The organism is Pantoea agglomerans, assembly GCF_020149765.1.
Classification (GTDB): Bacteria; Pseudomonadota; Gammaproteobacteria; order Enterobacterales; family Enterobacteriaceae; genus Pantoea; species Pantoea alvi.
In genome coordinates this window covers 163,922-184,909 of sequence record NZ_CP083808.1, presented here as the reverse complement: position 1 = coordinate 184,909, position 20,988 = coordinate 163,922, and the positions used below count along the sequence as shown (strand labels likewise).

At 56.2% G+C, this 20,988-nt stretch carries 20 protein-coding genes and 1 pseudogene; 9 read left to right on the top strand and 12 right to left on the bottom strand.

The window, feature by feature from the left end; translation table 11 throughout:
• Positions 1-13: 13 nt before the first annotated feature.
• From LB453_RS00885 to LB453_RS00860, 6 genes and pseudogenes are all read right to left on the bottom strand, one after another.
• Positions 14-1,714: an NAD(P)/FAD-dependent oxidoreductase gene (locus LB453_RS00885; protein WP_103796463.1), complete on the bottom strand. Its 1,701-nt coding sequence runs from the start codon at positions 1,712-1,714 to the stop codon at positions 14-16.
• Positions 1,715-1,722: 8 nt separating this feature from the next.
• Entirely contained in the window at positions 1,723-2,205 is a 483-nt protein-coding gene (locus tag LB453_RS00880) for an aromatic-ring-hydroxylating dioxygenase subunit beta (protein WP_103796462.1), read from the bottom strand.
• A complete protein-coding gene (locus LB453_RS00875; RefSeq protein WP_224481411.1) occupies positions 2,195-3,502 on the bottom strand; it encodes an aromatic ring-hydroxylating dioxygenase subunit alpha in 1,308 nt (435 codons plus the stop codon). Before LB453_RS00875 ends, LB453_RS00880 begins: the two co-directional genes overlap by 11 nt.
• Complete coding sequence (locus LB453_RS00870; RefSeq protein ID WP_103796460.1) at positions 3,499-4,437, bottom strand: flavin reductase family protein; 939 nt, start codon at positions 4,435-4,437, stop codon at positions 3,499-3,501. The genes LB453_RS00875 and LB453_RS00870 overlap by 4 nt, the downstream gene beginning before the upstream one ends.
• Positions 4,434-4,841: a hypothetical protein gene (locus LB453_RS00865; RefSeq protein ID WP_146053842.1), complete on the bottom strand. Its 408-nt coding sequence runs from the start codon at positions 4,839-4,841 to the stop codon at positions 4,434-4,436. The genes LB453_RS00870 and LB453_RS00865 overlap by 4 nt, the downstream gene beginning before the upstream one ends.
• Positions 4,820-6,186: pseudogene (locus tag LB453_RS00860) on the bottom strand (MFS transporter). Before LB453_RS00860 ends, LB453_RS00865 begins: the two are co-directional and overlap by 22 nt.
• Before the next feature lie 90 nt (positions 6,187-6,276).
• Between LB453_RS00860 and LB453_RS00855 the strand changes: the two are divergent.
• On the top strand, positions 6,277-7,164 hold the full coding sequence (locus tag LB453_RS00855; protein WP_103796457.1) for a LysR family transcriptional regulator: 888 nt from the start codon (positions 6,277-6,279) through the stop codon (positions 7,162-7,164).
• Positions 7,165-7,333: 169 nt separating this feature from the next.
• Positions 7,334-8,260 carry an alpha/beta fold hydrolase gene (locus LB453_RS00850; protein WP_103796456.1) on the top strand — a complete coding sequence of 309 codons (927 nt, stop codon included), beginning with the start codon at positions 7,334-7,336 and terminating at the stop codon, positions 8,258-8,260.
• Between the two features lie 3 nt (positions 8,261-8,263).
• On the opposite strand, the gene LB453_RS00845 is transcribed toward LB453_RS00850, so the two are convergent.
• From LB453_RS00845 to LB453_RS00830, 5 genes are all read right to left on the bottom strand, one after another.
• On the bottom strand, positions 8,264-9,379 hold the full coding sequence (locus tag LB453_RS00845; RefSeq protein WP_103796455.1) for a metallophosphoesterase: 1,116 nt from the start codon (positions 9,377-9,379) through the stop codon (positions 8,264-8,266).
• A gap of 243 nt (positions 9,380-9,622) precedes the next feature.
• Positions 9,623-10,354, bottom strand: a complete 732-nt coding sequence (gene traT / locus LB453_RS00840; protein ID WP_103796454.1) for a complement resistance protein TraT — start codon at positions 10,352-10,354, stop codon at positions 9,623-9,625.
• Between the two features lie 291 nt (positions 10,355-10,645).
• Entirely contained in the window at positions 10,646-11,086 is a 441-nt protein-coding gene (locus LB453_RS00835) for a GNAT family protein (RefSeq protein ID WP_318011367.1), read from the bottom strand.
• Positions 11,087-11,219: 133 nt separating this feature from the next.
• Positions 11,220-11,351, bottom strand: a complete 132-nt coding sequence (locus LB453_RS23290; protein WP_263489561.1) for a hypothetical protein — start codon at positions 11,349-11,351, stop codon at positions 11,220-11,222.
• 525 nt (positions 11,352-11,876) lie between these two features.
• On the bottom strand, positions 11,877-12,878 hold the full coding sequence (locus LB453_RS00830; RefSeq protein WP_103796452.1) for a zinc-binding alcohol dehydrogenase family protein: 1,002 nt from the start codon (positions 12,876-12,878) through the stop codon (positions 11,877-11,879).
• Between the two features lie 241 nt (positions 12,879-13,119).
• Here LB453_RS00830 and LB453_RS00825 point away from each other — a divergent pair, with 241 nt between their 5' ends.
• From LB453_RS00825 to mdtI, 5 genes are all read left to right on the top strand, one after another.
• The gene (locus tag LB453_RS00825) at positions 13,120-13,920 is read left to right on the top strand and encodes a MetQ/NlpA family ABC transporter substrate-binding protein (RefSeq protein WP_103796451.1); all 801 of its coding nucleotides are present in this window, start codon (positions 13,120-13,122) and stop codon (positions 13,918-13,920) included.
• Between the two features lie 255 nt (positions 13,921-14,175).
• Entirely contained in the window at positions 14,176-14,505 is a 330-nt protein-coding gene (locus LB453_RS00820; RefSeq protein WP_103796450.1) for a DUF1471 domain-containing protein, read from the top strand.
• Positions 14,506-14,725: 220 nt separating this feature from the next.
• Positions 14,726-17,269 carry an excinuclease ABC subunit UvrA gene (locus LB453_RS00815; RefSeq protein WP_103796449.1) on the top strand — a complete coding sequence of 848 codons (2,544 nt, stop codon included), beginning with the start codon at positions 14,726-14,728 and terminating at the stop codon, positions 17,267-17,269.
• A gap of 604 nt (positions 17,270-17,873) precedes the next feature.
• Entirely contained in the window at positions 17,874-18,224 is a 351-nt protein-coding gene (gene mdtJ, locus LB453_RS00810) for a multidrug/spermidine efflux SMR transporter subunit MdtJ (protein ID WP_103796448.1), read from the top strand.
• A complete protein-coding gene (gene mdtI / locus LB453_RS00805; protein ID WP_103796447.1) occupies positions 18,211-18,540 on the top strand; it encodes a multidrug/spermidine efflux SMR transporter subunit MdtI in 330 nt (109 codons plus the stop codon). Before mdtJ ends, mdtI begins: the two co-directional genes overlap by 14 nt.
• A 30-nt stretch (positions 18,541-18,570) precedes the next feature.
• Here mdtI and LB453_RS00800 read toward each other — a convergent pair whose 3' ends face one another.
• On the bottom strand, positions 18,571-19,476 hold the full coding sequence (locus LB453_RS00800; protein WP_103796446.1) for a LysR family transcriptional regulator: 906 nt from the start codon (positions 19,474-19,476) through the stop codon (positions 18,571-18,573).
• Between the two features lie 155 nt (positions 19,477-19,631).
• Here LB453_RS00800 and LB453_RS00795 point away from each other — a divergent pair, with 155 nt between their 5' ends.
• Positions 19,632-20,381 (top strand): SDR family oxidoreductase, encoded by a 750-nt coding sequence (locus tag LB453_RS00795; protein ID WP_224481410.1) that lies wholly within the window; start codon positions 19,632-19,634, stop codon positions 20,379-20,381.
• 262 nt (positions 20,382-20,643) lie between these two features.
• Positions 20,644-20,883, top strand: coding sequence for a regulatory protein YcgZ (ycgZ, locus tag LB453_RS00790; protein ID WP_033748886.1), 240 nt, complete (start codon positions 20,644-20,646; stop codon positions 20,881-20,883).
• Positions 20,884-20,988 lie beyond the last annotated feature (105 nt).

The window sequence follows — 20,988 nt, the reverse complement described above, 5'->3', positions numbered from 1 at the left end:
GAACGTGTCGCTCTCAGTAGTGAAAATGGCGCGCCATAGCGTGCAGCGGATTACGGGATATCAACGTCCCCCCCAGACTAGCGATAGCGGCGCAGGCCGCATTGATCCCCGTCTGTACGGCCCCTTCCGCCCAACCTCCGGTAAAGGAACAGCTGCATCCTGCGAGGTATATCCCTTTATCGGTGTCAGCACTCGCCGCGCTCTGGAACTGGAAAAAAAGCGCTTCTGAATAACGGTCGTCACCCGGATAGTTCAGTTTGAACGCCCCCATCGCGAGAGGGTGAGTAAGCCAGTCATACTCCAGAATAAATTTGGGATCGTTATCCATAGGAACAAGGTGGCGGGCAAACTCTGGCGCGGTCTGGCTCAGCTCCTCTACCAGCCTTGCCAGGCGTGCCTGTTTATCTTTAAGCGTGACCAGCTTGTGCGAATCATCTTCCCACGTATAGCTGATCAGTACGACGCCGTGCCCCTCAGGATCGTCTGGCTGGTAGTCAAGGCAGTAGACCCCTTTTGCGAGCGTATCGGTGAGAATGGTGTGCGGCAGCGTCTCCTTCAGCCAAAACTTCTCCCTGGTGAGCAAGAAAAGTTTCGATGAACCGATAAGATGCGTCTCATTTATCGCTCGCGAGACCTCTGGCGACAGCCACTGCGGGCGCTGAGAGAGCTTCAGAGCGATCTGCATCGCACGCGTTGATACCGTAACAATGACCCGGTCAAACTGGGTAGCGCCGCCCTCGGCGGTCACCACGTCGAACCGCTTATCGTCACGCTCCTCGATGGCGGTAACTTTTTGATACAGGATGCGGTCTGACAGCATCTGACCGGCGATACGCTCCTCGCCCATGCGGTTAGTGAGCGTGGCAATACCGGCGGGCACCAGCCGCTGATCCTCTTCCAGGCCATTGACCACCAGCCGCATGATCTCCATGAAGGCCGCACGAAAAACGGGCTGAAAACCACCGGAACCAATGCCAAGCGATCCAAACAGGGCAAAATCGGTGGGTTTAAGCCAGGGCTCTCCGCCGGGCGGGTTTTTGCCGGTGAAAATGCGTACCAGCGCAGAGTAAAAACAGCTGTCGCTAAACACATCCAGATAACATTGCCATGCCTCTTTTGCGTCCGCGAGCCTTCCCGCTTTCAGCGCCTGCGTGATAGAGGCTGGCGCAACCAGTACCCTGCCGTTATCCAGGGTAACGCCCTCTTTTATAAAGGCGCGCCATCCGCGATCGACTTTCTGAAACAGCGCTGGCGGCGGCTCGCCGGCACGCCAGGCAAATGCCTCTCCCTGGTAGTGGATTTCGGTATCGACAATGCCAGGATCGGGAAAAACCGAAGCGGTATCGATAGCGAAATGGTTTAAATAGTGAAATAGCCCAACCTCTGTGGGAGGAAAGCGCATAGCGCCCATTTCAGCAATATAGTGCGGCATTGAAGGATCAAAGCGCTGGCTGAGCAGGCGTCCACCATAGCCGCCCTGCTCAGCTTCAAACAGCGTGACGTGGCGGATCCCCGCCCGAAGCAACTCACGCGCGGCGATTAACCCGCTTAAGCCAGCACCGATAATTGCGACGCGAGGCGCGCGCTCACGCTCTGGACACTGGCCAATACCCCCCAGCGACGCCGCTCGCGCAAGAAAATCACCGTAATCAAACAGCGTATCAATATAGGGAAAAGCCTGCGCCGCCCCGTTTTCATGTGATGGAGATGTCATAGGTGTTCTCAGATGATTAACTGCAGGCTGTCGAGAGGGCGTTCAAGATTGAGCAAAATCGTTTTGCGCGCAGCGATTAGCCATTGCCCTTCCACCAGACGAAACGCATGCTCAATGCGGGCAGCATAGTGCCACTCTTGCTCCCCGCGGCTTTCGCTGTAGATAAGCCGGGTGACGGCTGTCGCATTTGCCTCGCCTTCACGCCAGGCAATTACCGGCCGCTGCAGCAGGTGCTGGCTGCGGCTTTTAGGCTGCTGAGAAAAATTACGTGCGCTGCGCAGGCGATTAACGCGCAGCTGCGTGACAAAACGATCTTCATAAAGCAGCGATGACTCGGTTAACGGATCGGGCTGGCCGTGGCGCAGGGGCATCCACCAGGTGTAATCCTCAGAGAGAAGCGCCATCCATGCATCGTAGTTTTGCTCGTCCAGCAGCTCAGCTTCGTAATAGATCAGGTCGGTCAGCGCGTTATAAACACCTTCAGGAGACATGTTTCCCCTCCAGCATATGCTGCCACATGGCATAGAAGTTTCTCATTGCAATCTCACTGGTTCCTGAGGTGACGGTTGTTCTGTTCCACTGTTCATCCGCCTGGTAGAGGCGGGCGATATTGACCCACTCACTCCCCTGGCTTTGCAGCCCCTCCGTCGCGCGTTCATACATCTCTACATCGTCATGCGCCACCATCGAACAGGGCGAATTGATCAGGTTATTGTATTGAACGGTTCGTTCCAGCATCTGTTGCGGTGCGCCAACCAGCTCCAGAATCCAGGATTCCACCAGCGTCTCGCTGGCCGAGACGGGACGAATAATACGGAGCGTTTGTATCGGGCCTTTCACCATCAGGTTGGGAAAGTAGACGGTATTGTGGCGGGTATCATCGAGGATTTGCCGTGCCCGCGTTTCGCCATAGCTTTCAACCATGCTTTCCCAGTAACCGGGGATAGCGGAATAATCTTTATGGATTGAATTACGCGTTCCTGTATGTCCATGCCCGTTTGGCCAGGTGCGAATCCCCATTTCAGCGAAGAAGGCGTGCGACGACATAAACGGAGAAAAGAGCTCCACCGCCATCGGTTGTTCAGCCTGCCGCTCTGACTGCGCCCAGAGATTAACGGCTTCACCTGCTGAAGACTCATGCGCCACCATTGGATGACAAGTGTCAGTCTGATTGTCCATCACCATTTTCCAGTTGCAGCGATGGCGATGGCGCAACGGCGCGCCGACTACCCGCAGCTGGCCAGCGGGAGAGCGATCGACCATATTGTCCAGAGTGGAAAGCGAATCGCCGTAAAATTCCTCAAAGGAGAGGCCGTGCTGACTCAGACGCACAAAAATGAAATCGCGGTAAACCACAACATTTTCGACTCGTGCCATGCCGTGGCCCGCTTCACACGCGGCGATCACGCAGGGATCGTATTCATTTTTCACCGGAATGCTCAGCAGTTCACCTGACGGCTTAAAGGTCCATGCATGGTAAGGGCAGCGTAGAAACCGACCGCAATTGCCTGAGGACTCCGCTAATACCTTGACGCCTTTGTGCGGGCAACGGTTAAACAGAACGGTGATATCCCCTGCTTTTTGACGAATAGCGACCAGGGGCTGAGCAGCAAGCTCAACGGTGACATAGTCCCCCGCAGCAGGGAGCTGGCTGGCGTGGCACAGATAAAGCCAGCTTTGTGCAAAGACCGTTTTTTGTTCAGTGAGAAAAAGCGTCTGATCAAGGTAGGCGGATTTATGAATTTCGCTGCCGCGAAAAAGGGTATTGGGGTTCATGGCATCACTCATAAAGCTAATTTGAGAACGCTTCCTTTGGCTCGGGAAACGCAGGGATAAATAGTCCGACTGGTTGCGGCTTCCTGCGGCGTCATAATAAAGTCGTGGTGCTCGACCTCCCCCTCAATGACTTCCAGCGCGCAGAGTCCGCATTCCCCTCTTCGGCAATCGTAAAGCGGCTCCAGACCGGCCTCTTCCAGCGCGTCCAGCAGAGACTGACCGCGAGTGACATAAAACCTTACGCCACTCTCTGCTGCCTCGACCTCATACCCGCCCGCTTCGGCCTCGGCCGGAGGCGCGTTAAAGATTTCAAAGGCGAGATGGCTGCGGGGGAAATCATGGGCATCGCAGTAGTCCAGCACCGCACTCAGCAGACGCGTCGGTCCGCAAACGTGGATACGATCGTTGCGCTGCAGCTTTCCCAGTAACGCATCAATAGTGATGCGGGGACCTTCTGCGGTGTGTAAGTGAAACCGCTCTTGCAGCAGACTCTCCAGGGGATCCGCGTAGGCCGCCTGAGATCGGGAAGAAGCAAAGTAATGGCATTCAGGCTGGCGCCCGGCAGCGACCAGACGAGCAACCACGCCCGTCAGGGGCGTAACCCCAATCCCGCCGGCGATAACGATATCTCTTCCATTTAACGGCGCGGACAGCTGTGGAAAAGAGTTGAACGGCCCCTCCAGCGTGACGATATCCCCCTCCGCCAGACCTGACAGATAGCCGCTGCTTAACGAGCCTGGGGAGAGACGAACAGCAAATGTCAGCGTGGGCGCGGGCAGCGCCAGCATGACGCAGGAATAACTCCGCGTGCCGATCGCATCAGGCATTTGCCAGCGGTAGTGCGCTCCCGGCGTCAGCAAAGCCAGCTCATTGTTATCCGCGTCAAGCGTGAACTCCCGAACGGCTTCGCCTACGGAACGAATAGTCGTGATGGCAAACTGCTTCATAACGCTTCCGCTACCGCCGTTTCCTGCAGATAGCGCCAGTAAGGTCGGCCTGCCTCAAACTCAATAATGGCGATCGACCAGCGGACATGCGTGTTGCCTTGCTCATAATGCGTTTCGCGGTAGCGACAGGTCACTGAGGTGTCCGTTTGGGCGAGCGTTTCGCAGGCGTCAGTCTCAATACGCAGACCGGGACGCGATCCCTTGTTGTTGCGAAACAGATTCTCCACCTCGGACAAACCGATGATCTGCCCCTTCATGGTGACCATGCTAAATGATGTGCTAAAGCTGGCGAGCAGCCGCTCCAGGGCAGAGGGATAGCCTGCGCGGCCGGTAAATACCTCTTCAATCCACTGATGCAGTTCAGTCACGCTATAGTGGGCGATTAACTCTCTTTCCGATCGCATAGGAGCTCCGATTTTTGGCTAAGATTCATGAGTCCGAGCAGAGGAAGTAACCCCAGCCCGGCGGCAATAAGAAACACGGAATGGTAGGCAGACGTCAGCGTTGTGGACTTCTGCAGCAGGTTGAATAACAGGGTGAAAACCGCTGCGCCTGTGCTGAAAGAGATTTGCCGGTTCAGATTCCAGATGGTGCTGGCGCGAGCAAGGCGATCCCCTTCAAAATCCATCATTGCGGTGGTTTGAGCCGTATTGGCCGCTATGCCACCCCCGGTTCCCATAAGCAGATAAGCGCAAACAAGAAACAGCAGGTCGTGCGACGCCTCGGTTACCGACAGCACCGCTATACCGGCGGCGTGAAGCAGCAAGCCCGCCAGAAAAAGCGGCGCGGCGCCGGTGCGGTTATATAAACGGCCGCAAAGCGTCATCGCGCAGAAAGAGCCGCCCGCATAGAGCACCATCAGCAGACCCGTTTCGCTCGCTGTCCAGCCGAGTACCTCCTGCACGAAAAAAATATTAAGCAGGTTGACCCCGGTGAAAATGCCCGGCACCGCGTAATAAACGATGACAGAAAAGCGCATATGCGCATTGCTAAGCACGCTTAAATCCAGCACCGGGTTAGCCTGGCGGCGGTAGTGCAGAAAATAGGCAAATGCCAGCGCTATACCCGCTATAACCAGCCCCAGAGGCAGGCTCTGGTGAGCAGAGTCCGCATACAAAGAGAGGCCTGACAGCAGAGCCGTCAGCGCCAGGCTGATAATGATCAGGCCAAGGATATCGGGCCGTGGCGCCGCGCTTTTTTCAGGTTTAATCCACAGCAGCGCCAGCGCAGCGGTCACGAGGCTGAAAGGTATATTGCAAAGGAAGACCCAGCGCCAGGAGAGATGGTCGACAATTGCACCGCCGGCAGCCGGTGAAATAGCGGGAGCAATAAGCGCAACAGCCATCACCAGGGTAGAAATTTTTGCTCTTTCCTCTTTTTTAAACAGGCCAAAGGTCAACGCCTGTCCTACAGGGATCAGCAAGCCTCCGCCCACGCCCTGGATAAAACGGAATAACACCAGGCTGCCAAAGTGGTCGGCAAATCCCGACAGCAGTGCGCCAGTAGAGAATATCAGCATTGAGGCTGCCATCGTCAGTCGCGCGCCAAAGCGGCTGGCAAGCCAGTGGCTGAGAGGAATAATGAGCGTTAAGCCCAGAATATAGCTATTAGCAACCCAGGCCACGCTGGAAGCTGAGACCTGCAGCTCGCGCGATATGTCAGGCAGCGCGATAGCCGACATAAATATATTGATACAGTCGATAAAAAACCGGCAAGAAAAACAAAAGCAATGCGATAGCGATATGTCATTGTGACCTCCGACGCGGAGTCTAAGGCGGCTTGACGTTGAGAGTCGATTAAATTAAATTAAACGCGGTGTTTACTTAAAATTAACAGTTAATGTTTAACCATTTAAACCGAATTCAGACATTTATCGCGGTCGTGGACTGCGGTTCCTTCACGCGCGCGGCAGAGCGTCTCTTTATCAGCAAAGCCATGGCGAGCATTCACGTCAAATCGCTTGAAGAGGTGCTGAAGGTACAGCTGCTGATCCGCAACTCGCGCGGCATTACCCTGACAGAAGCCGGTGAAGCGCTCTACAGAGATTTCTGCGAAATATTCGTTAACATCCAGAGTTCACTGGAAAATGTATCTGACAGCCATCGCTCTCTCTCTGGCGTATTAAATATTACTTCAACCACGGAATTCGGCGAAAACTATATCATTCCGCTAATTGGTGATTTCTGCCAGCTCCACCCTAATCTGGCTATTAACTTTTATGCCGACTCCTCGTTAAATGATTTAGTTTCCGACCGGCTTGATTTAGCAATTCGTCTTGGCACACTACGGGATTCTGAATTAAAAAGTAGAAAATTAGCCAGCTATAATATTCTGCTGGTCGCCTCGCCTGAATGGTTGAAAAATAATCCCCTCACCTCTGTCAAGGATTTAAACGCCGCGCCCTGGATTGCTAACAGTAATTTACAGACGCCAACGCAGTGGACGCTGTGCCACAAAGACGGAACGGACACAGAAATACGCGCCGTAGCGAAATATCACTCCAACTCCTCAACCGCCATTAAGGCAATGGCCATTGCCGGTCTGGGTATTGCTGTTCTGCCTGAATGGATGGTTCGCCAGGAGCGTGAAGCAGGCAAGCTGATACAGCTTTTTGCGGATTACGCCTTACCCGCGCAGGATATCACCATAGTCTATGCAGGCGACCACCGCATCCGCCTTAAGTGCCGGATCTTTATCGATTTTTTAATCAAAGAACTAAAAATATAATCGGCTGCACGCCTGGAATCACCTCCGGCAAAAAAGTCACGCTGGCGCTTGACGCACGCCGTTAGCCACAATTAGGATACGATCGTTTCCTAATTTAATCCGGCAGCATGATGTTGCTGTTTTCAACCCGTAGCGCTACCTCACCTCTTTGCCTGCAAGGAACAACGCCATGATTCATGGTTCAATGCCGTCCGCGCCAGCGGGATTCAGCCACAAATTTGCCACCGCCGGGGGGTTACGCTTTCACTACGTCGAAGGCGGCGCGCCGGGGCAGCCGACAGTAGTGCTGCTGGCGGGTTTTCCAGAAAGCTGGTACGCCTGGCGCAACGTGATGCCGCTGCTGGGTCGCCGTTTTCATATCATCGCGCTCGATTTGCCCGGTCAGGGCGACAGCGATCGCCCGCTTGATGGCTATGACACGCAGACGGTGGCGCAGCGCACGCACGATCTTCTGGCGCATCTTGGTATCAGGCGATACTGCCTCGCCGCCCATGACGTCGGCGCATGGGTCGCCTTCCCCTACGCGCACCTCTTCCCTGGGGAGGTCGCGGCGCTGGCGCTGATGGATGCCGGCATCCCAGGCGTAACCCTGCCAGATAAACTGCCTGCGACCTCCCCAACGGCCTGGAAGACCTGGCACTTCTCTTTTCACGCCGTGCCGGATCTGCCTGAAATCCTGCTTGAGGGGCGGGAAAGAGCCTATCTTGAATGGTTTTTCTGGACCAAAACGGCTAATCCTGCCTGTTACGGCGAAGAGGAAATGGCCGAATACCTGCGAATTTACGGCGCGCCCGGCGGCATGCGAGCGGGCCTGGCGTTTTACCGCTCGGTGGCGCGCTCGGCTGAGCAAAACCGGGCGCTGGCGCAAAACGGCAAACTCACCCTGCCCGTGCTGGGTTTAAGCGCCGATCAGGGATCGATCCCGGATATGTCGGCCATTCTGCATGCGTTTGCCGCTGACGTCGCAGGCGAAACGCTGGAGGATTGCGGGCATTTCCTGCCTGAGGAAAAACCCGAAGCCGTTGCGGACGCTTTAACGCGGTTTTTTACCCGCTGCGCCGAATCAGAGAGCCAGCCTGTTGAGGCCTGTCTGTAACCGCTACTCTTTCCCCAGCAGCGTAATGCGCGTCAATTCTGACGGCCGCCCTAGCCTTACCGCTACGCCGGGCCAGAGTGCGGTTCCGTTGTTGACGTAGAGCTGCATGCCGTCTACCTGGTAGAGCCCGGAAACAAAGCCGCCGTTTGGCTTAGCAAACAGCCGATCCAGGCCGACGATCAGCCCGCCATGGGTATGGCCCGACAGCTGTAAATCGACCTGCTGCAGAGCATTCTTGCGCGCGTTGCGCGGCTGGTGGTCGAGTAAAATAACCGGGGCGTTTTTCGGCGCCCCTTTTAACGCCATCGTCAGATCGGGGCCGTCCGCCTTTCTTCGCAGCGCGGAGATATCAGGCAGGCCGGCGATAACCAGCTCCGCTGCGCCCCGCCTGATAATAATGTGGCTGTTATGCAGGGTAGAGAGGCCCAGCGAGGCAAGGTGCTCGGTCCAGCGCTGCTGCTCGAAGAAATATTCATGATTGCCGGTAACGGCGTAAACGCCGTCTGGCGCGTGAAGATTAGCCAGCGGTTCCACATCCTTTCTGCGGTTCTGCACGGTTCCATCAATAACATCGCCGGTGATCAGGATCAGGTTAACGTTGAGCGACATTGCCCGCCTGACCATCTCTGCGGTCCAGCCGGCATTGAAGAGCCGGGTAATGTGCAGATCTGTCAGCTGAAGGAGCTGGTAGCCCTCAAACTCGCGCGGAAGGTTATTGATGCGGATAGCGACATCTTTTACCGGCGGCACGCGTATCGCCTGATGTACGCCCACGGCCGCCAGCGTCATGGCAAGCAGCGCCGCCAGACCCCGCACTATCGGCGTAATGGCTAACGGATGCCTGATTAAAAGCGATATCAACGCGACGGCGTCGATCAGCATCTGCAGCAGCGCCAGAAACAGAACGGCGCTGAACGCCCAGTTGCACAGGATAATCAGCGCGCGGGGCATCTCCGGCGAAAAGATGCCGCCAGCGGTAAAGCGGCTGATAAACAGATATTGCGACGCCAGCAAAACCAGCACCGACAAAAGAATTTTCAACGCCAGCGGCATCGCCAGCGGCAACAGGAAACGTAGGATGACATACCAGCTCGGTATACTAAAAATCAGATGAAACATCGCGCTTCCCTGGGTTAACGGCGCTTATCCAGCGCAAAATGGGGTGTGATCGAGTGCGGTGGAACCTGTTCAGGTGTTCAAGCGTAGCACGAACCCGGCCGCTCGCCGCGTCAACGCCTTAAAAGGTTAACGCTGAAACAGGCAGGGAAAGAGGAAAGGAAAGCGATGCGCCTTATATCATTCAGAGGGCAGAGGCTGCTCAGCCACGCCGCTGTTCGCAGAGCATGGCTGAGACAGAGGATATTACATAATACCCGCGACGGATTTTGCCAGCTGGGCTTCCAGCACCGGCCTGGCCTCTTCGAACTTCAGGTTAACCTTGTTAGCGTTGGAAACCACGCGCGTCTGGTATTTCATACGGTTGCCCTCTTCGCTGCTGGTCTGCAGCTTAATGCCGGCATTACCCTGACGCAGCGCGCCAATATTATCGGTGGTGACGGTAGATTTACTGCGCTCCGAAATTTGCAGATCGGTCACCATGGTGAAGTTGACATCCTCGACCAGCGCGTCTGCCGCCATGCCCGCCAGGCCTGCCGCGAGACCAATGCCCAGCATGGCGCCGCCTGAGTTGCTGTTATACGCGGTGATACCGGCACCCAGCGCTGCGCCGGTGACCGCACCTTCATAGCCAGTTGAGAGGAAACCCTGCGACTGACGCAGATCCATTTTTTCTGCCTTGAGCACGTTAGCCTGAATCCAGTAATAGGCCGTGTCAGGCGACGAGGTAACGGTATAACCCTTAGCGCGCAGGTCCTGTGCCAGTAATGACTGAAGATCGCTCATATCTTTGTCTGACGTATTACGCACCTGGAGATAGACCGTTTTCTCATTTGACGGCTCCAGCCACACGGTCTGGCTCATCTGCGTTTTGACTTCGAGATTACGTTTCTTGATGGCCGTTCCCATAGCGCTGCAGCCAGAGAGAACAAGAGATGATGCGACGACAGCCGCCATAAGGGCATTGCGGTTTTTCATTTACTGCTCCTTGTTAAATTAAAAACGGGACAGTCTTGCCCCGACGCGCACTCAGGTGATGGATATAGTTAACAACGCATCCTCGACCTTCAAAGCGGCGCAATGGTTATCGGAAGCGCGATGAAAAACTTAAATTTGTTTTATCGGCAGGCGGGAGACTGGCAGAGGATTTTTGCGGCACTGGCGCGCGGCGTCGGCGCGCCAGGCCATCTGCGCAGACAGAAATGATAAACAGAACGTCACAATACATCGTGACCCGCTATCTGAGCGGGCGCGACAGCGACGCGGCGATTAGCGCGGAGATTCGCTGGCCAGCAGGCCGAACACCCAGTCGTCGCGCCACGCGCCGTTCAGGAAATAATTTTGCCTGATGGTCCCTTCCTGGCGAAATCCGCAGTTAAGCAGCAGGCGCTGCGATGCGTGATTTCCCGCCGTGACCGTGGCGGTGAGTTTCCCGTAATCGAGCGCATCGAAAGCAAAGCGAATGATTGCGTTTAGCGACTCCCTTCCGTAGCCTTTGCGCTGATGTTCGGCTGCCAGAATAAATCCGACCTCCGCCACGTCAGGGCTGCGCTCAATAAAGCCGGTAACGCCCACCGGGTTGCGGCAATCACCTGTTTCAATAACCAGGCATAACCAGTGCGCGTCGCCTTTCCGCCAGGGTAATAAACGGCTTTCAAACGATGCCGATCTTATTTCCGCTTCATCCCGGGGATCGGCGATATAGGTCATAAGTTTACTGTCCTGATAAAGCGCCAGAAAAAAGGCCAGTCCTCTTTTTTTAGCGGACGGTAAACCAGCTGTTCTGATGAAATAACGGGCTGCATGTTAAACATTCCCTGGCGCGCGACCTTTAACCAGAGGCTCAGACCAGATTCAGCCTTTTCAGATAGTCTGTCAGACGGTGTTTAAACTTGCGCGTCTGAAAACGCATTTCACTCCAGACATAGAGCGGCGACTTGATAAAAATCGCCCGCTCTTCGGCACGAATTTGCACCCATTTTTCACAGCGAAGACAGCTGTCATTAAACCAGAAATATTCGTCCCGGCTCAAAAGCGCGCGGCAGTGCCTGCAGTAAGCTCCCATACATTCCTTATTATCTGATGCGTTCGCCAGCGGTCAACGCTGCGTTTAACGCCTGGATATTAACTGCGGCTTTTTACCGACGATTAAGCACCCCATAAATAAGTGGCACTTTCCACCTCCGGCATATTCCGCAGTCTGACCTGTGGCATCAAACTACGGGCACATCAATGTGGATGGCAATGAGATTTATTCTCAAATATTGCTTCCTGCGGGCGCAGGCAGGGTTTTTTAGCGAAATAGTGGTTAAGGACGCGGCAGCTCCGCGCGGACAGCGCGGCCGACGTATTCTTTGCGGAGAGGGGATCGGGCCAGCAGATTGCAGGCCAACGCGCCTCTTTACCCGCGCGGCAAATAAAAACCCGGCCAGAAGGCCGGGTGCTTGCCGCATTACACTGCGGCACAAACCAGGGTAAAAGGCTGGCTTATCAGGCTGGATTAAAACCCTTCCAGTACTATTTTGCCGCGCGCGCGGTTGCTCTCAATCAGCGCATGGGCGCGACGCAGGTTTTCCGCATTGATGGTGCCGTAGTGCTCGCCTTTCGTGGTGCGCAGCGTGCCGTCGTCGATCAGGCGGCGCACGTTTTCCAGGATCTCGTTCTGGCGCGCCATATCCGGCGTCTGGAACAGCGAACGGGTAAACATCAGCTCCCAGTGCAGTGAGATCGCTTTACGCTTAAGCGGCATCGCGTCCAGGGTTTCCGGATCGTCAATCACCGCCATACGGCCCTGCGGCGCCAGCACCTCGACAATCTGCTGATAGTGTTTGTCGGTATGGGTAAGGCTGGCGACATAGCGAACGTTCTCAACGCCGATTTCGCGCAGCCCTTCCGTCAGCGGACGGGAGTGATCGATCACGTCGTGCGCGCCCAGTTCGCGCACCCAGTCGGCGGTTTCCGGGCGTGACGCGGTGGCGATAACGCGCAGGCTGGTCAGCTTGCTTGCCAGCTGCGTCAGAATCGAGCCGACTCCGCCGCCCGCGCCGATAATCAGCAGCGCTTCATCTTCCTGCTCTTTCACCTCCAGCCGGTCGAACAACAGTTCCCAGGCGGTCAGGGAGGTGAGCGGCAGCGCGGCGGCATCGGCGTTGCTCAGCGAGGCGGGCTTGTGGCCGGCAATGCGTTCATCCACCAGGCCATATTCCGCATAGGAACCCGGACGGTCGATGGCGCCAGCATAGTAGACTTCGTCGCCGGGCCTGAAGCGCGTCACGCTGTCGCCAACCGCCTCCACCGTCCCGACGGCGTCCCAGCCGACGATGCGCGGCTGCTCGGTCGGCGCGTTGTTGCGCACTTTGGTATCGACCGGATTAACGGCGATCGCGGCGATTTTCACCAGCAGATCGTGCGGGCCCGGCTGGGGCTGCGGCAGCGTGGTGTCGTAGAGCGATTGCGGATCGGCGATCGGCAATCCATTTTGGCTGTAGACGATAGCTTTCATCTCGGTTCCTTTTAGCAGTAACAGGTTTACGGGTGCTGGATAACAGCATAGGCCTCCTGCGCGCAGAGAAACAGCCGCTGACGACAGCAGCACTTTCACTGCCGGAGTGAAAATAGTTGCGCACCGGCCGAGCATGGCTTCAGGCAGAGCGGATAAAAAAGCGGCAAACGCGCAGCTCTGGATGTACAGACGTCTAGATGTAGATTATAGTCCTCAGCCTACGAGAAAAGGGATCAGGCTTATGAACAAAAAAGTGCTTTCAATTCTGCTGGCCGCGTCGGTAACGCTGCTCAGCGCCTGTAATAAAGATGACGACAGCAAAGTCAAAGTCGCTATTAATACCGGTCCGGACCAGACGCTGTGGGAGACCGTTAAGCAGGTGGCGCATGACAAATATCATCTGGATGTCGATGTCGTGGCGTTTAACGACTACGTGCAGCCGAATGAAGCGCTGTTCAATAAAGATGTTGACGCCAACGCCTTCCAGAGCCTGCCCTATCTGGAGATGCAGTCCAAAGAGCGCGGCTACCATTTCGCCGTGATCACCAACACCTTTGTCTTCCCGATCGCTGGCTACTCGCGCAAAATCAAATCGCTGGATGCGCTGCCGGACGGCGCGACCATTACCATTTCTAACGAAGCGACCACGCTGGGCCGCAGCCTGCTGCTGCTGCAGGCGCAGGGTCTGATCAAGGTGAAACCGGAAGCGGGCCTGCTGCCGACGACGCTGGACGTGACCGACAACCCGAAAAAACTGAAGTTTGTCGAGGTTGATACGCCGCAGCTGACGCGCACGCTCGATGATCCACAGGTTTACCTTTCCATTATTAATAACAACTTTGCCGCACTGGCGAATCTCTCCGCCTCACGCGACGGCATGTTTATGGAAGGCAAAGCCTCGCCGTACGTGAATGCCATCGTGGCGCGTGAAGATAATAAAGACAGCCCGAATATCCAGAAGCTGAAAGAGGCGTTCCGCTCGCAGGAAGTACTGGATAAAGCCAACGAAATTTATAAAGGCGATATTATCAAAGGCTGGTAATCGCGCCCTGCCTCCGCTTTCCCAGCAGATTGCGGAGGCATTTTCCTTTGCCATTCAGGCATGACAAAACCCGCCAGAATGTAATCAAATGAAAATATCTTACTGAAACTCCCGATAAGTTATCAGCCCTTGTTTCTATAACATCCCATTAGCAACTAAAGCTAAAACGCATAACAAATTCTGTCGTTTATTCATTTCGTCACCCCCGAAAAATAGATCCGATAGCCGTGCGTTAATTACTTAAGGAGTCTGCTAATGAAAGAGTTAGTGCAGGATGTTTTATCCATCTTCTCTCCGCAGAGCGTGAATCCCGTGTTGATTCGTACGGGTCTCTCTCAGCGTGAAATCGCTTCCGTTCAGCCCTTCGCCGTGACTTCCGTCAGCTGGGCGACCTCCATGGAGGAGCTTAACGCCGCCTTTGCCCATAAAGCGCATGAGGCAGGCGCCGTCGGTTATCACATTACCGATGTGGAGTCGCATAAGGCGGGCAGCGACGGTCAGCCTTTGCTGGCGGCGAAAGCGACGCTCTATAACATCCCCGACGAAGGCGGTAACGAGCAGCTAACGGCAGGGTTTATACTCTAATCTCAGCGCAGCGCCCTTGTCAGAAAACGACCGCTTACTTCAACGCTGCGGCAGCCCCGGCTGTTGCAGCTTTTACCTCCGCTTTTTGCCCCCCGCCCCTCAGGCAGCGCATATCCCTGCTACCCTTTGACCTCTTACCGGCGGGATCGCGTCAACGACAGCGCAGAGAGCTGCCCGTACGACGATCCGGCAGATTTACACTCTTTTTTATGAGAACGTTATGACGCTAAAAGGAAAGGAAAACAGCAGCGACCTGCCGCATCGCGGTAACCACAGCGGCGTAACCGTTCAGGGGGCGCGCACCCATAACCTTAAAGACCTCTCTTTCACTTTTCCTCGTGACGCGATGGTGGTGTTTACCGGCGTTTCAGGATCGGGCAAGTCGTCGCTGGCGTTTGATACGCTCTATGCAGAGGCGCAGCGGCGCTTTATGGAATCCGTGGCGCCCCATGCGCGCCGCCTGATCGATCAGGCTGCGGCGCCGGATCTCGATAACGTTGACGGCCTGCCGCCGGCGGTTGCCCTGCAGCAGAGCCGCGCGGGCGCTCAGGAGCGCTCCACCGTCGGCAGCCTGACGCGCGTCTCCGTCACGCTCAGACTGCTCTATTCCCGCGCGGGGAAACGCCCTGAAGGCGTGCCTTTTCTGGCTGCCGAATCCTTTTCGCCCAACAATCCGCAGGGCGCCTGTCCGGCGTGCCAGGGGCTGGGGATGGTGCATGAGGTCAGGAAGGAGGCGCTGGTGCCAGACGGCTCATTAAGCATTCGCGAGGGCGCTATCGCCGCCTGGCCGCATGGCTGGCAGGCGAAAAACTTGCGCTCTATCCTGGAGGTGCTCGATTACGACATTGACGCGCCCTGGGAAACGCTCTCTGAAAAGGACCGGGAATGGATCCTGATGACAGAGGAGCAGCCGTCGGTGCCGATCTTTGTCGGGCTGACCGCTGAACAGCGCAAAGCGGCGATAGCTGCAAAGAGCGAGCCCGCCTACACCGGCACCTATACCAGCGTGAAAAAATATCTGCTGCAAAGCTATTCGGGCGGAAAAGAGAGCGTGCGGAAACGGCTTTCCCGCTTTGTCACCGTCGCGCCCTGCGCGCTCTGCCAGGGGAAAAGGCTTAATCAGGATGCCCTGTCGGTGACCTTCGCCGGCTACGATATTGCTGAAATGGGCGAGCTGACCATTGCCCAGCTCAAGGCGCTGTTTGCTCCCCTGGCGCAGGGCGCTTCGCCGCACCTGCCCGATGAGACGGCGCTAAGGGATGCCACAATCCGCATGGCGACAGATATTTGCGGACGTCTGGACCAGCTGGAGAATCTCGGCCTTGGCCACCTTTCGCTCGGGCGCAAGACCACGATGCTCTCTTCCGGCGAGCTGCAGCGCATCCGGCTGGCAACGCAGCTGCTCTCGCAGCTTTTCGGCGTCATGTATGTGCTGGACGAGCCGGCGGCCGGGCTTCACCCGGAAGATGTGCGCGCGCTAATCCGCTCGCTGCGCTCTCTGCTGGCGGCGGGCAACTCGCTGGTAATCGTCGAGCACAATCTTGATGTTATCGCCGAAGCGGACTGGCTGACGGAAATCGGACCGGGGCCGGGACGGCTCGGCGGCGAAATCGTGTATAACGGCGCGCCCGCTGGTCTGGCGGGCAACAGTCGGTCAGCGACGGCCAGCTATCTTTTCGATGACCGCTATCCCGGCCTGCGTCAGCGCAGGCCGCCTGAGGAGTGGCTGCGTATTGAACAGGCCGCCTGCAACAACCTACGCGGACTCGATTTCTCGCTGCCGCTGGAAAGAATGACGGTGATTACCGGCGTCTCTGGTTCTGGCAAATCGACGCTGCTTATCCGCGTGCTGCCTGCGCTGCTGCAGCGGCTGGATAAAACGCCGGTTGACGATGGCGAGGATGAAGATGACGCCGCCACGGACGTGCAGGGAAAAGTGATTGCCGGGGGCGCCTCCCTGAAGCGACTGGTACGCATCGATCAGCGCCCTATTGGTCGTACGCCGCGTTCCAACCTTGCCACCTATACCGGCTTTTTTGATATCGTCAGGCGGCTGTTTGCCGAGACGGATGAGGCCAAAAAACGCGGCTTCGACGCCAGCCGTTTCTCTTTTAACCTGCCCGCCGGCCGCTGTCCCGCCTGCGAAGGGCAAGGGCTGATCACTATTGAACTGCTGTTTATGCCGCAGGCGAGCGCGCCCTGCTCAACCTGCGGCGGCCGTCGCTACAATGCGGAAACGCTTGAGGTCCGCTGGAACGATAAAACCATCGCCGATGTGCTTGATCTGACGGTAGACGAAGCCGCAGAGTTTTTCAGCGGAATTGAAAGTATTCAGCGCTCGCTCAGCGCGCTGCGGGCGCTCGGTCTGGGCTACCTGACGCTTGGCCAGCCGGCAACGGAGCTCTCCGGCGGCGAGTGCCAGCGCATTAAACTGGCCTGGGAACTTCAACGCGCGCAGCGAGGCAAAACGCTCTATCTGCTCGATGAACCCTCTACCGGCTTACATCCCTCGGACATGGATAAACTGATGCGAGTGCTGGATCAGCTGGTAAAACGGGGCGACAGCGTAGTGATGGCGGAGCACGATATGAGAATTGCGTCGGAGGCTGACTGGATAATCGATATGGGGCCGGGTTCAGGGGAAAACGGTGGTCGTATCGTTGCGGCCGGTACGCCGGAAGCGATCGGCCGCGCGAAGAACAGCCTCACCGCGCCCTATTTAGCCCGCCGGCTCAAAAAGAGAAAGGGCGACCCGCAGGCATAGCGTCTGAAAGGAATGTGCGGCGGGTGCCACTCCTGCCGCATAAAACAGCCCCCTATCTGGGGGCGCTTTCGCTTCCGCATACCTGTGCTTGCAAATAACGATAAGCGGCGGCTGGCTATTCTCATATCCGGTATCTGCTCTGGCGTTAGCGCCACGGTTTTTCTGCCAGACCTTTATTCGCTCGATGCCTCAGCGTTAATTAAACTATTATTGAGTATGTTGTAACTATTTATAAAGCCTGTTGATTTTGACTTAGATTTTCTTCTTAACGGCCCCAACTCACAACACAATAAACTTTGTCATAAATCAATATTAGCAATTACTTCTATTGAGTTGCCATTAGGCAGCTGCTATAACGGCGCCATGTTTATTACTGGAGTACAATCCGTCCACCGATGAGAAGCAACAGTGTGGATGTCTTGTTTAAATTATGCGCACAGCATTAATCAATCATTGTTGTTTTATCTGCTCTCTTCCTGTCTGGAATATCGCCGACCAGCACTGGCGTAGCGCCCTGTAGCGCCCTCTCCTCGTTTCCGTTTGCCAAAAGGAACTTGCGCCTGAGCGGTGCAGGTCGATTGAATAATTGCGACAGGAGTTAACCATGTTTGCATGGGCTTTATTATTACTTGCTATTGTTTGTGAAGTTATCGGTACGCTGGCGATGAAATGGTCGAGCGTCGATGAAAGCGCGTCAGGGTATATGATCATGCTGGTGATGATCGCCTGTTCCTATATTTTCCTGAGTTTCGCCGTTAAAAAAATTGCGCTGGGCGTCGCCTACGCGCTGTGGGAAGGCATCGGCATCGTGTTAATTACGGTATTCAGCGTGCAGCTGTTTGGTGAGCCGCTGACGTCGATGAAAATCGCCGGGATAACCATGCTGATCGCCGGCATTATGCTGATCAAAACCGGCACCGCGAAGAAAAAGGAGTCGCAGCATGTCCTCAGCTGATATGACCCATATGCTCTGGCTGGCGCTGGCGATCCTGCTGGAAATCGCCGCCAATATTTTCCTCAAATATTCCGACGGCTTTAAAAAACCGCTGCTCGGTATCGCCTCGCTGGCCTCGGTGCTGCTGGCGTTTAGCGCGCTCTCGCAGGCAGTGAGAGGCATCGACCTGTCGGTCGCCTATGCGCTGTGGGGTGGATTCGGTATCGCCGCAACGGTTGCGGCGGGCTGGATACTGTTTGGCCAGCGGCTCAACGTTCGCGGCTGGGCGGGGCTGAGCCTGCTGCTGGCGGGCATGATCTTAATGAAGCTCGCCTGATGTCAGGTAACGTCCTGCCCCGGCGGGACGTTACCGCCCTACCCGCGCGGGAAAGATCTCCTGTAGCCAGCGAATAAATACCCGCAGTCGATGCGTCACGTAGCGATTTTGCGGGTAGACCACATGAAAGGGATAGCGCGCCGGCCGCCACGGCGTCAGGATCTCCACCAGCCTCCCAGCCTGAAGATGCTCAGCGGTGGCGTAGGTAAAGGTCTGCACAATGCCTAACCCCGCCAGCGCCGCCGCCAGATGCGCGTTGCTTTCGTTTACCCCGACCCGATAGTCCGCCTTAATTTCTATTTTTTCCCCGTCGCGCTCAAAGCGAAAAGGAAACGCGCGCCCGCTCTGCGGCGAAAGGTAGCTCACCAGGCGATGCCCGTTTTTCAGTTCGTCAGGATAGGCCGGTACGCCATAGTGTTTCAGATAGGCGGGCGTCGCGCAGGTGATCAGCGTGGCGTAGCCGATCTGGCGCGCCACCAGCGAAGAGTCATTTAGCGGGCCGCCGCGGATCACGCAGTCTACGTTGTCGCTAATCAGATCGACGGCGCGGTCGGCTACGCCGAGATCGATACGGATATCGGGGTAGCGCGCCATAAAATCGGGCAGCGCCGGTATCAGCACGTCGCTGGCAGTCGAGCCTCCAACGTCAATGCGCAAAACGCCGCGGGGCGCGCTGCGCGCTGCGTTGAAAGAGGCATCAATATCTTCGAGGTCGTTCAGAATGCGCAGCGACTTTTCATAATATTCCCGCCCTTCCGGCGTCACCGTGACGCGGCGCGTGGTGCGCTGCAGCAGGCGGATGCCGAGATGCGCCTCCAGCTCCTGCACCAGCTTGCTCAGCGTCGCGTTCGGCATATCAAGCGAGTCCGCCGCACGCGTGAAATTGCCCGCCTCCACTACGCGGGCGAATGCCCTAATTGCCATCAGCTGATCCATTTTCGCCTCTCGCTTTGTCCGATTATCCACACACAGAAATAGTGCTTTTCATTTTACAGGATTTTTCAATAAACCAGAGAGCGATAGATTGCTGTTAAGCGCTGCAGTCATCCACCGCAGCGACCCCTGACTAATCTGCTCAAGAGGAAACGATCATGACTAATACACTGAATGGCAAAATCGCATTAGTTACCGGCGGCACCAGCGGTATCGGCCTGGCATCGGCGCAGCAGCTCGCCGCACAGGGCGCACGCGTCTTTATAACCGGACGCCGTCAGGATGCGCTGGATGAAGCGGTCGCGCTTATTGGCCCTGCCGCCACCGGCATCCGCGCCGATGCCTCTCTTCTCACCGACCTCGATGCGGTCTACGCCGAGATAGCGCGCAGCGTCGGCCATCTGGATATTCTGTTTGCCAATGCGGGTGGTGGCGACATGCTGCCGCTGGGCGCGATTACCGAAGAGCATTTCGACCGGATCTTCGCCACTAACGTGCGCGGCGTGCTTTTTACGGTACAGAAAGCGTTGCCGCTGCTGGTGGACGGCGCATCGGTGATTTTAACCTCATCGACGACCTCGGTGCAGGGCACCGCCGGCTTCAGCGTTTACAGCGCCAGCAAGGCGGCGGTACGCAACTTCGCCCGCTCATGGGCGCTGGATCTCAAAGAGCGCGCTATCCGCGTTAACGTGGTCAGCCCTGGGCCGATCCGCACGCCGGGCTTAGGCGAGCTGGTAGATGAAGCGAGCCGCCAGGGATTGTTCGACGCGCTGGCGGCCCAGGTGCCGCTAGGCCGTCTGGGGGAACCCGAGGAGATTGGCAAGGTAGTCGCCTTCCTCGCCTCTGACGCCGCCAGCTTTATCAACGCCACCGAACTCTTTGTCGATGGCGGCATGGCGCAGGTATAAGGCTAACGCCCTGAAGCGAACAGGCTTCAGGGCGATGCTCTAAACAAAAGTTGTACAAGGGTAAAAGAGTCCTAAAAAAACTTGACCTCGGCCTCGCTTTCGCCACAATACAATGGTTTAACAAAAAATATAACTATTTGAGAGCATTTTTTGCAAAAAGGTTAACGCACTTTTCTTGCATATTCTTGTACACGTTTTCTTTCGATGTACAACTTGTCAATTTTTTGACTGATCATCGTTTAACTCATTTTGGGGTAAAATTATGCGTCAGAGCAGCAGCCTTCTCTCTTCATCCGAAGATATCGCACGTTATTTTCGCGAAGCCAGCCTACCTTCCGAACAGGAAACGCTGGGTCAGATCGTTGTTGAGCTTCTCCGCGCAGGCAAGAACGTCAACCGTAAAGGTATTTGCACTAAGCTGGTAAGACGACTGGAAGTTGCCTCAACGGCCGAAGAAGAGAAACACTACCAACGTCTGATCGGCTTGCTGTTAGGCCGCTAATTCCCGACAGTAGTTACGATTTCCGTTTTTCCGGCACGGCCTTAAGATTTAAGCAGGCATTGGCTGGCTTCGGCCAGCACCAGCCAGGTGCGCTGGTTCTTTCTG

What these genes read in the sequence shown, in the direction of transcription:
- LB453_RS00875 (WP_224481411.1), bottom strand. Translation starts at nt 3,502, where the DNA reads ATGAGTGATGCCATGAACCCCAATACCCTTTTTCGCGGCAGCGAAATT.
- LB453_RS00800 (WP_103796446.1), bottom strand. Translation starts at nt 19,476, where the DNA reads ATGGATCAGCTGATGGCAATTAGGGCATTCGCCCGCGTAGTGGAGGCG.
- LB453_RS00855 (WP_103796457.1), top strand. Translation starts at nt 6,277, where the DNA reads ATGTTTAACCATTTAAACCGAATTCAGACATTTATCGCGGTCGTGGAC.
- mdtI (WP_103796447.1), top strand. Translation starts at nt 18,211, where the DNA reads ATGTCCTCAGCTGATATGACCCATATGCTCTGGCTGGCGCTGGCGATC.
- LB453_RS00825 (WP_103796451.1), top strand. Translation starts at nt 13,120, where the DNA reads ATGAACAAAAAAGTGCTTTCAATTCTGCTGGCCGCGTCGGTAACGCTG.
- LB453_RS00850 (WP_103796456.1), top strand. Translation starts at nt 7,334, where the DNA reads ATGATTCATGGTTCAATGCCGTCCGCGCCAGCGGGATTCAGCCACAAA.
- traT (WP_103796454.1), bottom strand. Translation starts at nt 10,354, where the DNA reads ATGAAAAACCGCAATGCCCTTATGGCGGCTGTCGTCGCATCATCTCTT.
- ycgZ (WP_033748886.1), top strand. Translation starts at nt 20,644, where the DNA reads ATGCGTCAGAGCAGCAGCCTTCTCTCTTCATCCGAAGATATCGCACGT.
- LB453_RS00820 (WP_103796450.1), top strand. Translation starts at nt 14,176, where the DNA reads ATGAAAGAGTTAGTGCAGGATGTTTTATCCATCTTCTCTCCGCAGAGC.
- LB453_RS00835 (WP_318011367.1), bottom strand. Translation starts at nt 11,086, where the DNA reads ATGACCTATATCGCCGATCCCCGGGATGAAGCGGAAATAAGATCGGCA.
- mdtJ (WP_103796448.1), top strand. Translation starts at nt 17,874, where the DNA reads ATGTTTGCATGGGCTTTATTATTACTTGCTATTGTTTGTGAAGTTATC.
- LB453_RS00870 (WP_103796460.1), bottom strand. Translation starts at nt 4,437, where the DNA reads ATGAAGCAGTTTGCCATCACGACTATTCGTTCCGTAGGCGAAGCCGTT.
- LB453_RS00845 (WP_103796455.1), bottom strand. Translation starts at nt 9,379, where the DNA reads ATGTTTCATCTGATTTTTAGTATACCGAGCTGGTATGTCATCCTACGT.
- LB453_RS00865 (WP_146053842.1), bottom strand. Translation starts at nt 4,841, where the DNA reads ATGCGATCGGAAAGAGAGTTAATCGCCCACTATAGCGTGACTGAACTG.
- LB453_RS00830 (WP_103796452.1), bottom strand. Translation starts at nt 12,878, where the DNA reads ATGAAAGCTATCGTCTACAGCCAAAATGGATTGCCGATCGCCGATCCG.
- LB453_RS00880 (WP_103796462.1), bottom strand. Translation starts at nt 2,205, where the DNA reads ATGTCTCCTGAAGGTGTTTATAACGCGCTGACCGACCTGATCTATTAC.
- LB453_RS00815 (WP_103796449.1), top strand. Translation starts at nt 14,726, where the DNA reads ATGACGCTAAAAGGAAAGGAAAACAGCAGCGACCTGCCGCATCGCGGT.
- LB453_RS00795 (WP_224481410.1), top strand. Translation starts at nt 19,632, where the DNA reads ATGACTAATACACTGAATGGCAAAATCGCATTAGTTACCGGCGGCACC.
- LB453_RS00885 (WP_103796463.1), bottom strand. Translation starts at nt 1,714, where the DNA reads ATGACATCTCCATCACATGAAAACGGGGCGGCGCAGGCTTTTCCCTAT.